The 16,267-nt window shown below is 59.5% G+C and carries 16 protein-coding genes; 11 read left to right on the forward strand and 5 right to left on the reverse strand.

Annotation, left to right across the window (positions count from 1 at the left end; all coding sequences use genetic code 11):
• Positions 1-275 precede the first annotated feature (275 nt).
• On the reverse strand, positions 276-1,496 hold the full coding sequence (locus tag ACLEJR_RS24975; protein ID WP_440817267.1) for a CaiB/BaiF CoA transferase family protein: 1,221 nt from the start codon (positions 1,494-1,496) through the stop codon (positions 276-278).
• 13 nt (positions 1,497-1,509) lie between these two features.
• On the reverse strand, positions 1,510-2,691 hold the full coding sequence (locus ACLEJR_RS24980) for an acyl-CoA dehydrogenase (RefSeq protein WP_440817269.1): 1,182 nt from the start codon (positions 2,689-2,691) through the stop codon (positions 1,510-1,512).
• Positions 2,692-2,848: 157 nt separating this feature from the next.
• Here ACLEJR_RS24980 and ACLEJR_RS24985 point away from each other — a divergent pair, with 157 nt between their 5' ends.
• From ACLEJR_RS24985 to ACLEJR_RS25030, 10 genes are all read left to right on the forward strand, one after another.
• Positions 2,849-3,748 (forward strand): LysR family transcriptional regulator, encoded by a 900-nt coding sequence (locus tag ACLEJR_RS24985; RefSeq protein ID WP_440817272.1) that lies wholly within the window; start codon positions 2,849-2,851, stop codon positions 3,746-3,748.
• A gap of 432 nt (positions 3,749-4,180) precedes the next feature.
• Positions 4,181-5,302: a Re/Si-specific NAD(P)(+) transhydrogenase subunit alpha gene (locus ACLEJR_RS24990; RefSeq protein WP_440817273.1), complete on the forward strand. Its 1,122-nt coding sequence runs from the start codon at positions 4,181-4,183 to the stop codon at positions 5,300-5,302.
• A 15-nt stretch (positions 5,303-5,317) separates the two neighbouring features.
• The gene (locus ACLEJR_RS24995) at positions 5,318-5,641 is read left to right on the forward strand and encodes an NAD(P) transhydrogenase subunit alpha (RefSeq protein ID WP_003187010.1); all 324 of its coding nucleotides are present in this window, start codon (positions 5,318-5,320) and stop codon (positions 5,639-5,641) included.
• Entirely contained in the window at positions 5,641-7,077 is a 1,437-nt protein-coding gene (locus ACLEJR_RS25000; RefSeq protein WP_440817276.1) for an NAD(P)(+) transhydrogenase (Re/Si-specific) subunit beta, read from the forward strand. The genes ACLEJR_RS24995 and ACLEJR_RS25000 overlap by 1 nt, the downstream gene beginning before the upstream one ends.
• A 196-nt stretch (positions 7,078-7,273) precedes the next feature.
• A complete protein-coding gene (locus ACLEJR_RS25005; protein ID WP_440817279.1) occupies positions 7,274-8,767 on the forward strand; it encodes an acetyl-CoA hydrolase/transferase family protein in 1,494 nt (497 codons plus the stop codon).
• Positions 8,768-9,084: 317 nt separating this feature from the next.
• Positions 9,085-9,300, forward strand: a complete 216-nt coding sequence (locus tag ACLEJR_RS25010) for a DUF1127 domain-containing protein (protein WP_003187014.1) — start codon at positions 9,085-9,087, stop codon at positions 9,298-9,300.
• Between the two features lie 321 nt (positions 9,301-9,621).
• Entirely contained in the window at positions 9,622-9,939 is a 318-nt protein-coding gene (locus tag ACLEJR_RS25015) for a DUF2388 domain-containing protein (RefSeq protein ID WP_440817281.1), read from the forward strand.
• A gap of 105 nt (positions 9,940-10,044) precedes the next feature.
• Positions 10,045-10,347, forward strand: a complete 303-nt coding sequence (locus tag ACLEJR_RS25020; RefSeq protein WP_440817283.1) for a DUF2388 domain-containing protein — start codon at positions 10,045-10,047, stop codon at positions 10,345-10,347.
• 26 nt (positions 10,348-10,373) lie between these two features.
• Positions 10,374-10,694: a DUF2388 domain-containing protein gene (locus ACLEJR_RS25025; protein ID WP_003187020.1), complete on the forward strand. Its 321-nt coding sequence runs from the start codon at positions 10,374-10,376 to the stop codon at positions 10,692-10,694.
• Positions 10,691-12,652 carry a DUF7844 domain-containing protein gene (locus ACLEJR_RS25030; protein ID WP_440817285.1) on the forward strand — a complete coding sequence of 654 codons (1,962 nt, stop codon included), beginning with the start codon at positions 10,691-10,693 and terminating at the stop codon, positions 12,650-12,652. The genes ACLEJR_RS25025 and ACLEJR_RS25030 overlap by 4 nt, the downstream gene beginning before the upstream one ends.
• A gap of 243 nt (positions 12,653-12,895) precedes the next feature.
• On the opposite strand, the gene trpA is transcribed toward ACLEJR_RS25030, so the two are convergent.
• Positions 12,896-13,705 (reverse strand): tryptophan synthase subunit alpha, encoded by an 810-nt coding sequence (gene trpA / locus ACLEJR_RS25035; RefSeq protein ID WP_440817287.1) that lies wholly within the window; start codon positions 13,703-13,705, stop codon positions 12,896-12,898.
• Complete coding sequence (gene trpB / locus ACLEJR_RS25040; protein WP_440817289.1) at positions 13,705-14,937, reverse strand: tryptophan synthase subunit beta; 1,233 nt, start codon at positions 14,935-14,937, stop codon at positions 13,705-13,707. Before trpB ends, trpA begins: the two co-directional genes overlap by 1 nt.
• A 113-nt stretch (positions 14,938-15,050) precedes the next feature.
• Here trpB and ACLEJR_RS25045 point away from each other — a divergent pair, with 113 nt between their 5' ends.
• Positions 15,051-15,968 (forward strand): LysR family transcriptional regulator, encoded by a 918-nt coding sequence (locus ACLEJR_RS25045; protein WP_440817291.1) that lies wholly within the window; start codon positions 15,051-15,053, stop codon positions 15,966-15,968.
• On the opposite strand, the gene ACLEJR_RS25050 is transcribed toward ACLEJR_RS25045, so the two are convergent.
• Positions 15,941-16,267, reverse strand: coding sequence for a DUF883 family protein (locus tag ACLEJR_RS25050; protein WP_440798868.1), 327 nt, complete (start codon positions 16,265-16,267; stop codon positions 15,941-15,943). The genes ACLEJR_RS25045 and ACLEJR_RS25050 overlap by 28 nt on opposite strands.

Here is a 16,267-nt window from a genome sequence, read left to right on the forward strand (position 1 = left end):
TCACCGCTTTCGACCGAGAAGATCGAACCGTCAACGAGCACTACAACACTACCCTGTTGACTCCTTCCAGGCTTCGATGAACTGAAGCAGGCTGCCATCGAAACCAAGTAACTCATTGAATCTCAAGGAGTTTTCCGTTTCGACTGCGCCGGAAGTGGGGCGAATTATAGACACCTGAAATCTGCCGTCAACCCTTAATTTCGTTTTTTATCAATACGTTGCGCAAACCCAGTCAAATCGCTGTTCACTCACTTCAACTCACCTACAGCAGCGGACTACAAAACCCCCGCCTCTCTAAGGCTGGTCACTGCAACTTCATCCATATTCAACACTCGCTGAAGCACCTCCAGCGTATGCTCGCCTAATAAGGGAGGCGCGTTGCGATATTCCACCGGTGTCTCCGACAGGCGAATCGGACTCGCCACTTGCGGGACTTTTCCGGCGAGCGCGTGAGGCAGCTCTATCGCCAGTCCGCGTGATTGAACTTGAGGATCGGCGAACATCTGGGCCAAGTCATTGATCGGCCCACACGGGACACCTGCCTGCTCCAACTGAGCCACCCATTCGGCGGTGGTCTTGAATACAGTCACTTGGCGAATCAACGGGATCAACACTCCCCGGTTCGCCACTCGCGCCTTGTTCGTGGCAAAACGAGGATCGTCAGCCCACTGAGGCTGACCGGCGACCTCAGCGAATTTTCGAAATTGGCCGTCATTCCCAACTGTCAGAATGAAATCACCGTCCGCCGTAGGAAAATCCTGATAAGGCACGATATTCGGATGAGCATTGCCCAACCGCTTCGGCGCATTGCCGGTGGTCAGGTAATTCATTGCCTGGTTGGCCAGGCATGCCACTTGGACGTCCAGCAATGCCATATCAATGTGCTGCCCACCGCCGGCGTGATCGCGATGGGCCAGCGCGGCCAAAATGGCAACGGTCGAGTACAAACCGGTAAGAATATCCGTCAGCGCGACCCCAACTTTGACCGGCCCCGCGCCTTCATCGCCTTCGGGCCGGCCGGTGAGGCTCATCAAGCCCCCAAGCCCCTGAATCATGAAGTCATACCCGGCGCGCTTGGCATACGGGCCGGTCTGCCCAAAGCCGGTGATCGAACAATAAATCAGTCGAGGATTGATCGCCTTCAGGGATGGATAGTCCAGGCCATAGGCAGCCAGACCGCCCACCTTGAAGTTTTCGATCAGGATGTCGGATTTCGCCGCAAGCTCCCGCACCAGCCGCTGCCCCTCCGGACGCGTGAAATCGATGGTCACCGACTGCTTGTTGCGATTGGCCGACAGGTAATAAGCCGCCTCGGTCGTATTCTCGCCGCGACCGTCCTTGAGGAAGGGAGGACCCCAGGCACGCGTATCGTCACCATTGCCGGGCCGCTCGACCTTAATGACCTCGGCTCCCAGGTCCGCCAGGATCTGCCCGGCCCACGGCCCTGCCAATACTCTCGATAAGTCCAATACCCGCAAATGCGAAAGCGCGCCCATGAGCGTTCTCCTATTAATAGAACGCCTGGATACCGGTTTGCGCACGCCCCAGGATCAATGCATGAACATCATGCGTGCCTTCGTAGGTGTTCACGACTTCCAGGTTCACCAAGTGGCGAGCAATGCCAAACTCATCGGAGATACCATTGCCGCCCAGCATGTCCCGCGCCATACGCGCGATATCCAATGACTTGCCGCAGGAATTGCGCTTCATGATCGAGGTGATCTCAACCGCGGCCGAGCCCTCATCCTTCATGCGACCCAGGCGCAAGCATCCCTGCAAGGCGAGAGTGATTTCAGTCTGCATGTCGGCCAGCTTCTTCTGGATCAATTGATTAGCCGCCAGAGGACGACCGAACTGCTGACGATCCAAGGTGTATTGCCGAGCGGTATGCCAACAGAATTCGGCGGCCCCCAAGGCACCCCAGGAGATGCCATAACGCGCCGAGTTCAGACACGTAAACGGCCCTTTCAGCCCGCGCACGTCCGGGAAGATGTTTTCTTCCGGCACGAACACATTGTCCATGACAATCTCGCCAGTGACGGACGCCCGCAGCCCGACCTTGCCATGGATGGCCGGCGCGCTCAGCCCTTTCCAGCCTTTCTCGAGAACGAAGCCACGGATATCACCGGCATCGTCCTTACCCCAGACAACAAAGACGTCGGCAATCGGACTGTTGGTGATCCACATCTTGCTACCCGTCAGGCTGTAGCCGCCTTCCACTTTGCGCGCACGGGTAATCATCGCGCCTGGGTCAGACCCATGGTTAGGCTCGGTCAGACCAAAGCAGCCGATCCATTCACCAGACGCCAACTTCGGTAGATATTTCTGCTTTTGCGCCTCGGTACCGAACTCGTTGATCGGCACCATGACCAGGGACGACTGCACACTCATCATCGAACGGTAGCCGGAATCGACGCGCTCCACCTCACGGGCGATCAGGCCGTAGCTGACGTAGTTGAGTCCACTGCCGCCGTACTGCTCGGGAATGGTTGCGCCCAAAAGACCAACCTCGCCCATTTCGCGGAAAATCGCCGGGTCGGTTTTTTCATGACGGAACGCTTCCAGTACCCTTGGCGCAAGCTTCTGTTGGGCGAATTGCTCAGCACTATCGCGAATCATGCGTTCTTCTTCGGTGAGCTGCTGATCCAGCAACAATGGATCGATCCAGTTGAAGCTTGCTTTACCGGCCATGAAAGAGTCCTCGCCAAATCAAATGAAATTCGTGAATTGATCCTAGGCGCCGTTTCCTACAAGGGCAAACGAGGATTCCGCATACTCTTGTGCTAATTTCTCACTCCGTAGCCGTTATGGCCCGCTCTCACGCCGCCAATGAGTGAGGTAGATGTACATGCGTCGTAAAATTCCCAGTACCGCCGCGCTGATCAGTTTCGAGGCCGCGGCCCGGCATGAAAGTTTCACCAAGGCCGCCCAAGAGCTTTCCCTGACCCAAGGCGCCATCTGCCGACAGATCGCCAGCCTGGAGGACTTTTTGAGCGTCGAGCTTTTCCGACGCTCAAGACGTGGCGTCAAGTTGACCGAAGCAGGCCTTTCCTACAGCCGTCGCGTCGCGGCCCAACTAGACGCCGTAGAACGCGACACGCTTTCAGTCATGGGTCATACCGGCGCGAATGTGATCGAACTGGCCGTGGTCCCGACGTTCGGCACTCAATGGCTGCTGCCCCGTCTCAAGGATTTCCAACTTCAACATCCAGAAGTCACGGTCAACCTGACCAACCGCACACGCCCCTTTCTTTTCGCGGACACAGAGTTTGATGCCGCTATCTATTTTGGCGATGCAGATTGGTCCGGGACCGAATCCCACAAACTGATGGGCGAAAATCCGATGCCGGTTTGCAGCCCTTCCTTATTGGGTGAACACGAAAGCCTGACGGCGCAGGCCATTGCCGAGATGCCGCTGCTTCAACAAACCACCCGCCCTTATGCCTGGCGCCAATGGTTCAACTCGCAGAACCTGAACATCGCGCACGACCTGACAGGCCCACGTTATGAACTATTCTCCATGCTCGCCCAAGCAGCGATGCATGACATGGGGGTTGCTCTGATACCGCCCTTCTTGATCCAACGTGAACTGGCGGAAAAAAGACTGGTCATCGCTAACCGCAAGGCGCTGTCGAGCATCAAGGCTTACTACCTGATGATTCCCGAGCGCAAAGTCGAATCTGCGTCGCTTCGCGCTTTTCGCGACTGGTTGATTCAGCAAGCCAGCACCTATGATCTTGATTCATAAGGAAATTTCTATAACCGACTCTGGTAGTAAGCTAATCAAAAGCGCTACAGATATAAGTTTTTGTCGCTTACAGTCAATCTGTAAAAAAATTAGTACCGTAGTCTCACAAGCGTTCAAATACGTGGCTTTGCGCCATATCACCCGATTCATAGCGGCTTATTCATTACGCCGATGGGAAGCTTTATCGAATTGCATTCGAAACCCTTGGAAGGCAAGGCCTGCAAGGGCTCATAGGCTAGTGTTGCGACATTCGGTCACAGGGTGACTTGTAGTTAATTTTTCGTCACCAGTCATAATCCCTTGAAGGGCTGGATTTTCGCCTGCAAAATGCCGCGCCCCGTCTGATTCGGCGGGATCGTGCTGATCGGCCGCCCCAGCCGCACCATCCGAAGTGCCTGGGTTTACTCAATAAGATCACGCAGGAGATTTGACGTGCACATTGGTGTTCCTCTCGAAACCCAGATGGGTGAAACAAGGGTTGCTGCTACCCCGGAAACCATCAAGAAGCTGATCGGCCAAGGCCATAAAGTCACTGTTCAAAGCGGCGCCGGTCTCAAGGCGAGCGTCACCGACAGTGCTTATGAAGCAGCGGGCGCAACTATTGGCAGTGCCAATGATGCGTTCGGTGCCGAGCTGATTCTCAAGGTGATCGCCCCCAACGACAGCGAACTGACGCTGATCAAGCGCGGTACAGTCCTGGTGGGCATGCTCAACCCGTTCAATAACGAAACCATCGCCAAGCTGGCCGAACACGGAATTACCGCGTTCGCTCTCGAGGCCGCACCTCGGACCTCGCGTGCCCAGAGCCTGGACGTGCTGTCGTCCCAAGCGAACATCGCCGGCTACAAAGCTGTCCTGTTGGCCGCGCACTACTACCCACGTTTCATGCCGATGCTGATGACTGCCGCAGGCACTGTGAAAGCGGCACGGGTGCTGATCCTCGGCGCTGGTGTGGCCGGGTTGCAGGCGATTGCGACGGCCAAGCGACTGGGGGCGGTGATCGAGGCTTCGGATGTGCGTCCGGCAGTGAAGGAACAAATCGAATCCCTCGGCGCCAAGTTCGTCGATGTGCCCTACGAAACCGATGAAGAGCGCGAATGCGCCGTCGGTGTCGGCGGTTACGCCCGGCCGATGCCTGCCAGCTGGATGCAGCGCCAGGCCCAGGCCGTGCACGAACGCGCCAAACAGGCGGACATTGTCATCACCACTGCGTTGATTCCGGGCCGCAAGGCACCGACCTTGCTGAGCGCCGAGACCGTCGCGCAGATGAAGCCGGGCTCGGTGGTCATCGACCTCGCCGCTGCCCAGGGGGGCAACTGCCCGCTGACCGTGGCCGATCAAGTGGTCGTGGAGAACGGCGTGACCATCGTCGGCCCGACCAACCTGGCCGGTGAAGTCGCCGCCGACGCTTCGGCGCTGTATGCCCGCAACCTGCTGGACTTCCTGAAGCTGGTCTTCACCAAGGAAGGTCAGTTCGACGTGAACCTGGAAGACGACATCGTCGCCGCGTGCCTGATGTGCCGCGACGGCCAGGTCATCCGCAAAAACGCCTAAGCAGGGATTCAGACAATGGAAGAGCTCATCTCCCCCGGTATCTACAACCTGATCATCTTCGTGCTGGCGATTTATGTCGGTTACCACGTGGTCTGGAACGTAACGCCTGCACTGCACACACCGCTGATGGCGGTGACCAACGCCATCTCGGCCATCGTGATCGTCGGCGCCATGCTCGCCGCCGCGCTGACCGTGACGCCACTGGGCAAAACCATGGGTACCCTCGCCGTGGCCCTGGCCGCGGTGAACGTATTCGGTGGCTTCCTGGTGACGCGCCGCATGCTCGAGATGTTCAAGAAAAAAGCCCCGAAAGCCGTAAAAGAAGAGGCGCCCAAGTAATGAGCATGAATCTGGTAACGACGCTCTACCTGATCGCGTCCATCTGCTTCATTCAGGCTCTGAAGGGCCTGTCGCACCCCACTACTTCACGTCGTGGCAACCTGTTCGGCATGCTCGGCATGGCACTGGCGGTGCTCACCACCATTGGCCTCATCTATAAGCTGGGTGCCGAGCTTGCCACTGCGGGCATCGGTTATGTCATCGTCGGCCTGCTGATCGGAGGCACCGCCGGCTCGATCATGGCCAAACGCGTCGAGATGACCAAGATGCCGGAACTGGTGGCGTTCATGCACAGCATGATCGGCCTGGCCGCAGTGTTCATTGCCATCGCTGCGGTGGTTGAGCCGCAGTCCCTGGGTATCGTCAAGCAACTGGGCGATTCGATTCCGGCCGGCAACCGCCTGGAACTGTTCCTCGGCGCGGCCATTGGTGCCATCACCTTCTCCGGTTCGGTGATCGCTTTCGGCAAATTGTCGGGCAAGTACAAGTTCCGCCTGTTCCAAGGCGCACCCGTACAGTTTGGCGGGCAACACAAGCTCAACCTGATCCTGGGCCTGGCGACGCTGGGCCTGGGCGTGACGTTCATGGCCACGGGCAACTTCGGCGCTTTCGCCCTGATGCTGGCCCTGGCGTTCGTGCTGGGCGTGTTGATCATCATCCCGATTGGCGGTGCCGACATGCCGGTAGTGGTGTCGATGCTCAACAGCTATTCGGGTTGGGCCGCGGCCGGTATCGGTTTTTCGCTGAACAACTCGATGCTGATCATCGCCGGCTCGCTGGTGGGGTCCAGTGGTGCGATTCTGTCGTACATCATGTGCAAAGCCATGAACCGCTCGTTCTTCAACGTGCTGCTCGGTGGCTTCGGCAACAGTGCCGATGCGGCTGGTCCGGCGGGGGCGCAAGAAGCTCGTCCGGTGAAATCCGGCTCGGCTGACGACGCGACCTTCCTGCTGACCAACGCTGACACGGTGATCATCGTCCCAGGTTATGGCCTGGCTGTAGCGCGCGCCCAACACGCGTTGAAAGAACTGACCGAGAAGCTGACTCACCACGGCGTGACCGTGAAGTATGCCATCCACCCCGTAGCCGGACGCATGCCCGGCCACATGAACGTGCTGCTGGCCGAGGCCGAAGTGCCTTACGACCAGGTGTTCGAGATGGAGGACATCAACTCCGAGTTTGGTCAGGCCGACGTGGTGCTGGTGCTCGGCGCCAACGACGTGGTCAACCCGGCGGCGAAGAACGATCCGAAATCGCCGATTGCCGGCATGCCGATCCTCGAAGCGTTCAAGGCCAAGACCATCATCGTCAATAAGCGCTCGATGGCCAGCGGCTATGCCGGCCTGGATAACGAGCTGTTCTACCTGGACAAGACCATGATGGTGTTCGGTGATGCCAAGAAAGTGATCGAGGACATGGTCAAGGCGGTGGAATAACAATCCCGGTCGACCATAGCGCCCCGACTCGTCGGGGCGTTTTGATTTGTATCAAGGCAAAACGTTACCGATCCGGTAATGATGTTTTGCCTGAAACGCCCGTAATAGAAGCCTTAATTGCGACTTTTGTAGCGGGTCGGGCACGGCGCGAATTCACTAGACTGCGCATCTTGCTTTTAGCCCGAGATAACAAACCATGTACCGTGAACGTATCCGCCTGCCTTCGTTGTTGAATAAAGTGATGAGCGCTGCCGAAGCCGCTTTGTTGATCGAAGATGGCATGACCGTCGGCATGAGCGGGTTCACCCGCGCCGGTGAGGCAAAAGCGGTGCCCCACGCACTGGCCGAACGCGCCAAGGTCACCCCGCTGCAAATCAGCCTGATGACCGGCGCGAGCCTGGGTAACGACCTTGACAAGGAGCTCACCGAGGCCGGCGTGCTGGCACGGCGCATGCCCTTCCAGGTCGACAGCACGTTGCGCAAGGCAATCAACGCGGGCAAGGTCATGTTCATCGACCAGCACCTTTCGGAAACGGTCGAGCAACTGCGCAACGGCCAGCTCAAGCTGCCCGACATTGCAGTGATCGAAGCGGTGGCCATTACCGAACAAGGCCACATTGTGCCGACCACCTCGGTGGGCAACTCGGCCAGCTTTGCGATCTTCGCCCGGCAAGTGATCGTCGAGATCAACCTGGCCCACAATCCGAATCTGGAAGGGCTGCACGACATCTATATCCCTACCTACCGCCCAACCCGCACGCCGATTCCCCTGGTGAAGGTCGACGACCGTATCGGCAGTACCGCAATACCGATACCGCCGGAAAAAATTGCCGCCATCGTCATCACCAACCAAGGTGACTCGCCGTCGACCGTCACGCCGCCAGACAGCGAAACCCAGGCCATCGCCGACCACCTGATCGGCTTCTTCAAAGCAGAGGTAGCGGCAGGACGAATGGCCAACAAACTCGGCCCGTTACAAGCCGGAATCGGCAACATTGCCAATGCCGTGATGTGCGGGCTGATCGACTCGCCGTTCGAACAGCTGACGATGTATTCCGAGGTCCTGCAGGACTCTACCTTCGATTTGATCGACGCCGGCAAACTGAGCTTCGCCTCGGGCAGCTCCATCACGTTGTCGAGCCGACGCAATGCCGACGTCTTCACAAACCTGGAAAAGTACAAGGACAAGCTGGTCCTGCGCCCGCAGGAAATTTCCAACCACCCCGAAGTCGTCCGCCGCTTGGGCATCATTGGCATCAATACCGCCCTGGAGTTCGACCTGTACGGTAATGTCAACTCCACACACGTGTGTGGCACGCGGATGATGAATGGCATCGGCGGGTCGGGGGATTTCGCGCGCAATGCGCACCTCGCGATCTTCGTAACGAAGTCGATTGCCAAGGGCGGGGCGATCTCCAGCGTCGTGCCGATGGTCAGCCATGTGGATCACACCGAGCACGACGTCGACATCCTGGTTACCGAGATCGGCCTGGCCGACCTGCGTGGCCTGGCGCCCAGGGAGCGGGCGCGGGTAATCATCGACAATTGTGTGCACCCATCCTATCGCCAAGCGCTGAATGACTACTTTAAGGCGGCATGCGCCTTGGGAGGACATACACCTCATATCCTTCGCGACGCACTGAGCTGGCACCTGAACCTTGAAGAGACCGGGCGGATGTTGGCGGTCTGATACAGCTGGTCCATCAGTACAGCAGAAACAGTTTTGTGCGCTCTTCCCAAACGACGCCGACTGACAAAAACTGTACTGCTGTACCGGTGTTTTCCTACAGTTATTTCCCACACATACTGATCATCTGTCAGAAAATGCACCATTATGGTTCATACAGGTACAGTTGCGCCAATATCGACCAGTACACCACTGTTTAACAGTTAACTGCTCGATCACATTACAGTTGAACTGTATCTAGAGAGACTGGCCAAACGAGAGGATCATGGGCACCAGTTAAACCACTACCTAATCCCGCCACAAGCGGAAGGATGTCAACCATGGAACGTACACTCAGTTCCGAGCTGTTTTTCGAAGACAAAGCTGAAAAAAACCAGGCTTCCCTGCCTCTTCGCGTTATCGCTAACCTGATGTTGTGGCAGCGCCGCATCGCCAGCCGTCACCAACTGGCTCGTCTGGATTCGCGCCTGCTGGCCGACGCCGGTATCAGCGAAGCACAACGCTACGAAGAGCTGAGCAAGCCGTTCTGGCGCTAACCCAGCGCCGCTGGCCCTGACCCACCGGGTCCACCGCCAGCACCGAATTGAACAAACAAGACCCGTCGCGGGAAACCGCGACGGGTCTTGTCGTTTCAGAGACAACTAGCCGTCGATCTATCCAGGAATAGAACAGTTGTCGATAAATCAACGATTCATAGGTACAGTTTTAGCCACGCGACGAAGCAGCGCCCTCAAGGTCGCAGCTGTCATCCGAGCGGATCTGCCTTAATATCCGAGCGAACGTGGCGAAGCGAGCCGAGCATTCGCTCCTCTTCAGCTGCACGTATCGCCTTGCCTCATTACCCAAGGAGTCTCATCATGACCCGTCTTCGTCTGCTCAGCGCGGTGGCCTTGCTGGCCGTAGCCGCCCAATCCCATGCCAGTAGCTTCATCGTCACCACTGACTCGATCGTCGGTGCACTCAAGGCCACGTCCGACGCCACCTCTGACGCAACCTCCTCGCTGCGGGACAACAAGATCGTCCAGGCCGCCCGTGACGACGCCGCCAGCTTCGTAGCGAGCGAAGGGGCAATCCGCGGGGTGAAACTTGAAAGCGCCCTGGATTACATCCGCCAGCAGGCCCCGCAACTGAACGCCACTGATGCGCAACTGGCCCAGGCGATCCTGGTGATCTGATACACATGAAACATCGGGCGCCAAATGGTGTTCCGATGTTTCAACGCTGGCTCTGGGCCGGCGGTTTGCGCTAGCCTTTCGGCTCGCCATCAACTGTCGAGCCCCATGCGTTCCGATTCCTATCTGTATATTGCGCTCCTCTTTGCAGCCTGCTGGTCTGTCCCTGCCCAGGCCTTTGATGTGTCCACCCAGCAGGTCGTCGTCAGCGGTTATGCAACGAGCATGGTGACCTCTGCGCCCTTCGATCATAAACTTGTCGCCGCCCGCGACGACGCTGCGGCATTCGTCGCCAGTGACGGACAGTTGCGAGGTGGACAGCTGGAGTCAGCCCTGGATTACCTGCGGCGTACCCAGCCAAAACTTCATGCCAGCGACCTTGAACTGGCACAGGCAATTCTCGTCCAATAGTTATCTTCATTTCTCGGAGTCGTTCCATGCGTAGCCCGCTGATTGCTGCCGCCCTAGGCCTGCTGGTATTGGCCGATGTGGCCCAGGCCCATACCCTGGTAGCCACCAGTAACATCATCGTTCGCGCTTCCCAGCGCACGATTGATTTCACTTCCGATACCACCACATCCATCCGTGATTCGAAAATCGTCCGCGAAGCCCATGACGATGCGGCCAGCTTTGTCGCCAGCAATGGCGAGATTCGTGGCGCTCATCTCGAAGCCGCCTTCGATACGTTGCGCACCCGTGTACCGGAAGCGCGTGATGCCAGCGACCAGGTTCTCGCCGAAGCCATCCTCGCATTGTGAGGCGCTTTGCCGCCTGGCTGACGGCCTGGACGTTGCTGCTGGTCGGCAACAGCGCCCAGGCCGGTTTGCAACTGCACCTCAACACCGAAGGCCTGAGTCTGGCGCAGCAGCAGGCCAGCCAGGCTTTGCTTGATGAGGCGATGCAAGCATTGCCGCCACGTTTCATCGAGCGCCTGGACCGGCGCATCGATGTCGGCTGGACCGACCAGATGCCGGCCAACGCCTATGGCCAGGCTTCACTGGTGTCGCAGCTGGATCTCAACAGCAATCTGCTCGACAGTCTGACCGATGGCAGCGCCGCGACGCAGAAGACCCAACGCCCCCACGGCACGGTACGGCGGGAAATGCTCGCCACGGTTCTCCATGAACTCACCCATATCTACGATCGCTCGCGTCTTTGGCCGGAGCCCGAGCGCGCGCTGATCCAGCGTTGTACCCGCCGTAATGGCAGTTCCGGGCTGATTGGCTTGCCCGATGAATGCCGCGGCCAGAATGACCGTCGCTTTACTCTCAGTGATGATCCACGCTTGCTGGATCTGGCCGGTTGGCCGCAGTACGTCGGTCGTCGCGGGGAGCGCGAGCAGCACAACCGACAGGTCGCCCGTAGTCCGGATCTTTACGAGACAAGCAGCCCCAAGGAGTTCGTCGCGGTCAACATGGAGTACTTTCTCCTGGACCCCAGCTACGCCTGCCGCCGGCCTGCACTGTATCGCTATTACCAGGAACATTTTGGTTGGGCACCCGCCGCCAAGGAAACCTGCGCCCAATCGTTCGCCTTCCTCAATGCCGGGAATGACTTCGCCAGGACGCCGCTGGGCAAGGTCGATCCCGAACGGGTCTATGCCATCGACTATCTCCTGGCCGAAGCCAACCAGAATTGGGTCAGCCGCTGGGGCCACAGCATGCTTCGCCTGGTGATCTGCGCACCGGGCCGGCCCCGTGGGCCGGACTGCCGACTGGACCTGGACCAGCACCTGGTGCTGTCCTATCGCGCTTTCGTGGGCGATGTGCAGTTGTCGAGCTGGGACGGGCTGGTCGGCAAATATCCGTCGCGCCTGTTCGTGTTGCCGCTGGCCCAAGTCATCGATGAATACACCAAGACCGAACTGCGCAGCCTGGCCTCAGTACCACTGAACCTGTCGCGCGCCGAGATCGAGGAAACGGTCGAGCACGCCGCCGAAATGCACTGGAGCTACGACGGCAACTATTACTTCCTGTCCAACAACTGTGCGGTGGAAAGCCTGAAGCTGCTGCGCAGCGGCAGCAATAACGCCCAGCTCAAGGGCCTGGACAGCATCATGCCCAACGGCTTGCTGGAAGTGCTCAAGGGCCGGGGGCTGGCCGACACCAGCGTGCTGGATGATCCCAAGGAAGCCTTGCGCCTGGGCTATCGTTTCGACTCGTTCCGCGAGCGGTACCAGGCGATGTTCAATGTGCTGAAGAAGTACCTGCCCATCAAACAGGAATCGGTGGAAGACTGGCTGGCCCTGGACGCCGCCGAACGCCGCGTCTGGTTCGAACAGGCGGACCTGCGTACCAGCGCAGCGTTGCTGCTGCTTGAACAGGCCAGTTACCGCCGCCAGTTGTTACTGGCCCAGGACGAAGTCAAGCAACGCTACCTCGGCGCCCGGGAATTGCAGAACGGCGGTATGGAAAGGGCCAACGCGACGTTGCAGCAAATCCTCGCCAACAGCGGCTTCCTCAGCCGTCCCGCCGAGCTGCTCGGCAGCAGTGGATATGGATTGCCGCAACCCAGCGAGTGGCAACGACTGGAATCGGAAAGCAGCTTGCGCCAGAAACAATTGCAAACCCTGACCGGCGATCTGGACAAGGAAGTCCGGGCACTGCTTGAACCCAGTCGCGCCGCTGAAATTGCGGCCAGTGAAGCCAACGTCAAAGAGATCGGCGAACACCTGCGCAAACTGCACAAGGCCGGCGGCGGACTGGAGCTACCTTAATAGCGCCGCCGCACCCTGTGGCGAGGGAGCTTGCTCCCGCTGGGACGGTCCGACGCCTCGGGCGAAGCGGCCCCAAACAGGCGGATGCGACTTTTCAGGTAGAGCGCGTCGCCCGGTTCTACGACTGCTTCGCAGCCGAGCGGGAGCAAGCTCCCTCGCCACAAGGGCAACCCTCAAGCATTCCTAGGACAGCAAAAAGGGGTTCAGAAACTGGTTCTGAACCCCTTATTTATGCAACGTGATTCAGGCGCGGGCTTTTCGCACCCCGTCGGCCAGCGCGGCGCAGAGGCTCAGTACGCCGTCGATAGCCTGTTCTGAGTTGTCCGCGCTGGCGATATGGTCGATCAATGCCGACCCCACCACCACCCCATCCGCCAACCGCGCAATGGCAGCGGCCTGTTCCGGCGTGCGAATACCGAAACCAATGCTGATCGGCAGATCGGTGTGGCGACGCAGGCGCGCCACGGCTTCTTCCACATGCTCCAGCGTCGCGGCGCCAGCGCCGGTGACCCCAGCCACCGAGACGTAGTACACGAAGCCCGAACTGCCGTTGAGCACGGTAGGCAAACGTACATCGTCGGTGGTCGGCGTGGTCAGGCGGATGAAGTCCAGGCCCGCGGCCTGGGCCGGCTCGCACAGTTCACTGTTGTGCTCAGGCGGCATGTCGACCACGATCAGGCCATCAACGCCCGAATCCAGCGCCTCGCCAATGAAACGCTGCACACCGTAACGGTGGATCGGGTTGAAGTAGCCCATCAGTACCAGCGGCGTTTCGGTGTTGCCTTCACGGAACTCGCGAACCATCTGCAGGGTTTTCGCCAGGTTTTGCTGAGCGCCCAAGGCGCGGATATTCGCCAACTGGATCGCCGGGCCATCGGCCATTGGGTCAGTGAAGGGCATGCCTAACTCGATCACATCGGCACCGGCCGCCGGCAGGCCTTTGAGGATCGCCAGCGAGGTGTCGTAGTTCGGGTCGCCAGCGGTGACAAAGGTCACGAGGGCGGCGCGGTTCTGTTCCTTGAGTTCGGCAAAGCGGGTTTGCAGGCGGCTCATCAGTGTTTCTCCTGCTGGGACTGTTCCATGTGGTGCATCACGGTTTGCATGTCTTTGTCGCCACGACCGGACAGGTTGACCACCATCAGGTGATCCTTCGGCAGGTTGGGTGCGCGTTTGAATACTTCAGCCAAGGCGTGGGAGCTTTCCAGCGCAGGAATGATCCCTTCCAGACGGCAGCACTTATGGAAGGCATCCAGGGCTTCGGCGTCAGTGATCGAGGTGTACTGGACGCGACCGATATCGTGCAACCAGGCGTGTTCCGGGCCGATACCGGGATAATCGAGGCCGGCGGAAATCGAATGGGCGTCGATGATCTGGCCGTCTTCGTCCTGCAACAGGAACGTGCGGTTGCCATGCAGTACACCCGGCACGCCACCGTTCAGGCTCGCCGCGTGTTTGCCGGTCTCGATGCCATAGCCTGCGGCTTCCACACCGATGATCTCGACACTCTTGTCGTCCAGGAACGGGTGGAACAGGCCCATGGCATTGGAACCGCCGCCGATGCACGCCACCAGGCTATCGGGCAGACGACCTTCCTGAGCTTGCAACTGATCGCGGGTTTCCTTGCCGATCACCGCCTGGAAGTCACGGACCATGGCCGGATAAGGGTGCGGGCCTGCCACCGTGCCGATCAGGTAAAACGTGCTGTCGACGTTGGTCACCCAGTCGCGCAGGGCTTCGTTCATGGCGTCCTTGAGGGTGCCGGTGCCGGCGACCACCGGAATCACCTCGGCACCCAGCAACTTCATGCGAAACACGTTCGCCTGCTGGCGCTCGATGTCGGTCGTGCCCATGTAGATCACGCATTCCAGGCCGAAACGCGCGGCCACGGTGGCAGTGGCCACGCCATGCATACCGGCGCCGGTCTCGGCGATGATGCGCTTCTTGCCCATGCGCCGCGCCAGCAGGATCTGGCCGATGCAGTTGTTGATCTTGTGCGCGCCGGTGTGGTTCAGCTCTTCGCGCTTGAGATAGATCTTGGCGCCGCCGCAGTACTCAGTCAGGCGCTCGGCGAAATACAGCGGGCTCGGACGACCGACGTAATCGCGCTGGAAGTACGCCAGTTCCTCGATAAATGCCGGATCCTGCTTCGCCACTTCGTATTCACGGGCCAGGTCGAGGATCAGCGGCATCAGCGTTTCCGCCACATAGCGGCCGCCGAACGCACCGAACAGGCCATTGGCGTCAGGGCCGCTGCGCAGGTTGAAAGGGGTCGTAGGCAGGGTCATCGGGGCGCTCCAGGCAGATGCGTAGTAAGACAATGAGGCTCACTCTACCCCTGACATCCTTCACTGAAAACCGATAAGATCGCCGCATCCTGTCAGGAAAACTCACAGATAAAATGCGCCACGATCTTCCGCCTCTCAACGCCCTGCGCGCCTTCGAAGCCACTGCCCGCCTGAACAGCGTAAGCCAGGCGGCCGAACAGCTGCATGTTACCCACGGAGCGGTCAGTCGACAGCTGAAAGTGCTGGAAGAGCACCTGGGGGTCAGCCTGTTCGTCAAGGACGGACGCGGCCTGAAACTCACAGATGCGGGCGTACGCCTGCGCGATGCCAGCGCCGAGGCGTTCGAGCGTTTGCGCAGCGTCTGCGCGGAGCTGACGCAAAGCACGGCGGACGCGCCCTTCGTGCTGGGTTGCTCGGGCAGCCTGCTGGCGCGCTGGTTCATTCCTCGGCTAGGCAGGCTCAACGCCGACTTACCCGACTTGCGCTTGCATTTATCTGCTGGCGAGGGAGATCTGGACCCAAGGCGACCGGGTCTCGATGCCCTCCTGGTATTCGCCGAACCGCCATGGCCGGCGGACATGCAAGTGTATGAACTGACCGACGAGCGAATCGGCCCGGTGATGAGCCCGCATTACGCCGGGTTTGCCCGTTTACAGACCGCACCCGCCGGCGCGCTGCTGGATGAGCCCCTGCTGCATACCACGTCCCGGCCGCAAGCCTGGCCAACCTGGGCACGGCAAAACGACCTGGAGCCCCAGGCATTGAAGTTCGGCCAGGGATTCGAACATTTGTATTATTTGCTGGAGGCCGCCGTAGCGGGGCTGGGCGTGGCGATTGCCCCCGAGCCACTGGTGGCCGAGGACGTGCGCGCCGGGCGCCTGGTCGCGCCGTGGGGCTTCGGTGAAACCCCGGCGCGACTGGCGCTGTGGTTACCCAAGCGCGCCGCGGACGGGCGCGCTCGCCAATTGGCCCAGTGGCTCAGGCACGAGTTGGGCCAGTCGGTTCAGTCACCGCGCTTGCACAGCAGATAGGCAGCCAGCAAACCGATGGCGCCGACCGCGACGCCGGCCGTGGTCCATGGGTGCTCCTGCGCATAATCGCGAGTGGCAAGCCCGGTTTCACGTGTCTTGACCTTCACCTCTTCATACGCATCGCTGAGCAGATGCCGAGAGTGCTTCAGCGCGTTTTCGGCGTTCGCCTTCAGCGACTTGAGGGTCTTGCGCGACTCGTCCGAAGCGTCTTCCTTGAGGCTTTCCAACGACTTGAGCAGACTTTCGATCTCCGCTTCCATGCTTTGCAACGAAGCCTTGCGTAACGAATTGCTAGCCAT

This window comes from Pseudomonas sp. SMN5 (assembly GCF_052041925.1).
Lineage (GTDB): Bacteria > Pseudomonadota > Gammaproteobacteria > Pseudomonadales > Pseudomonadaceae > Aquipseudomonas.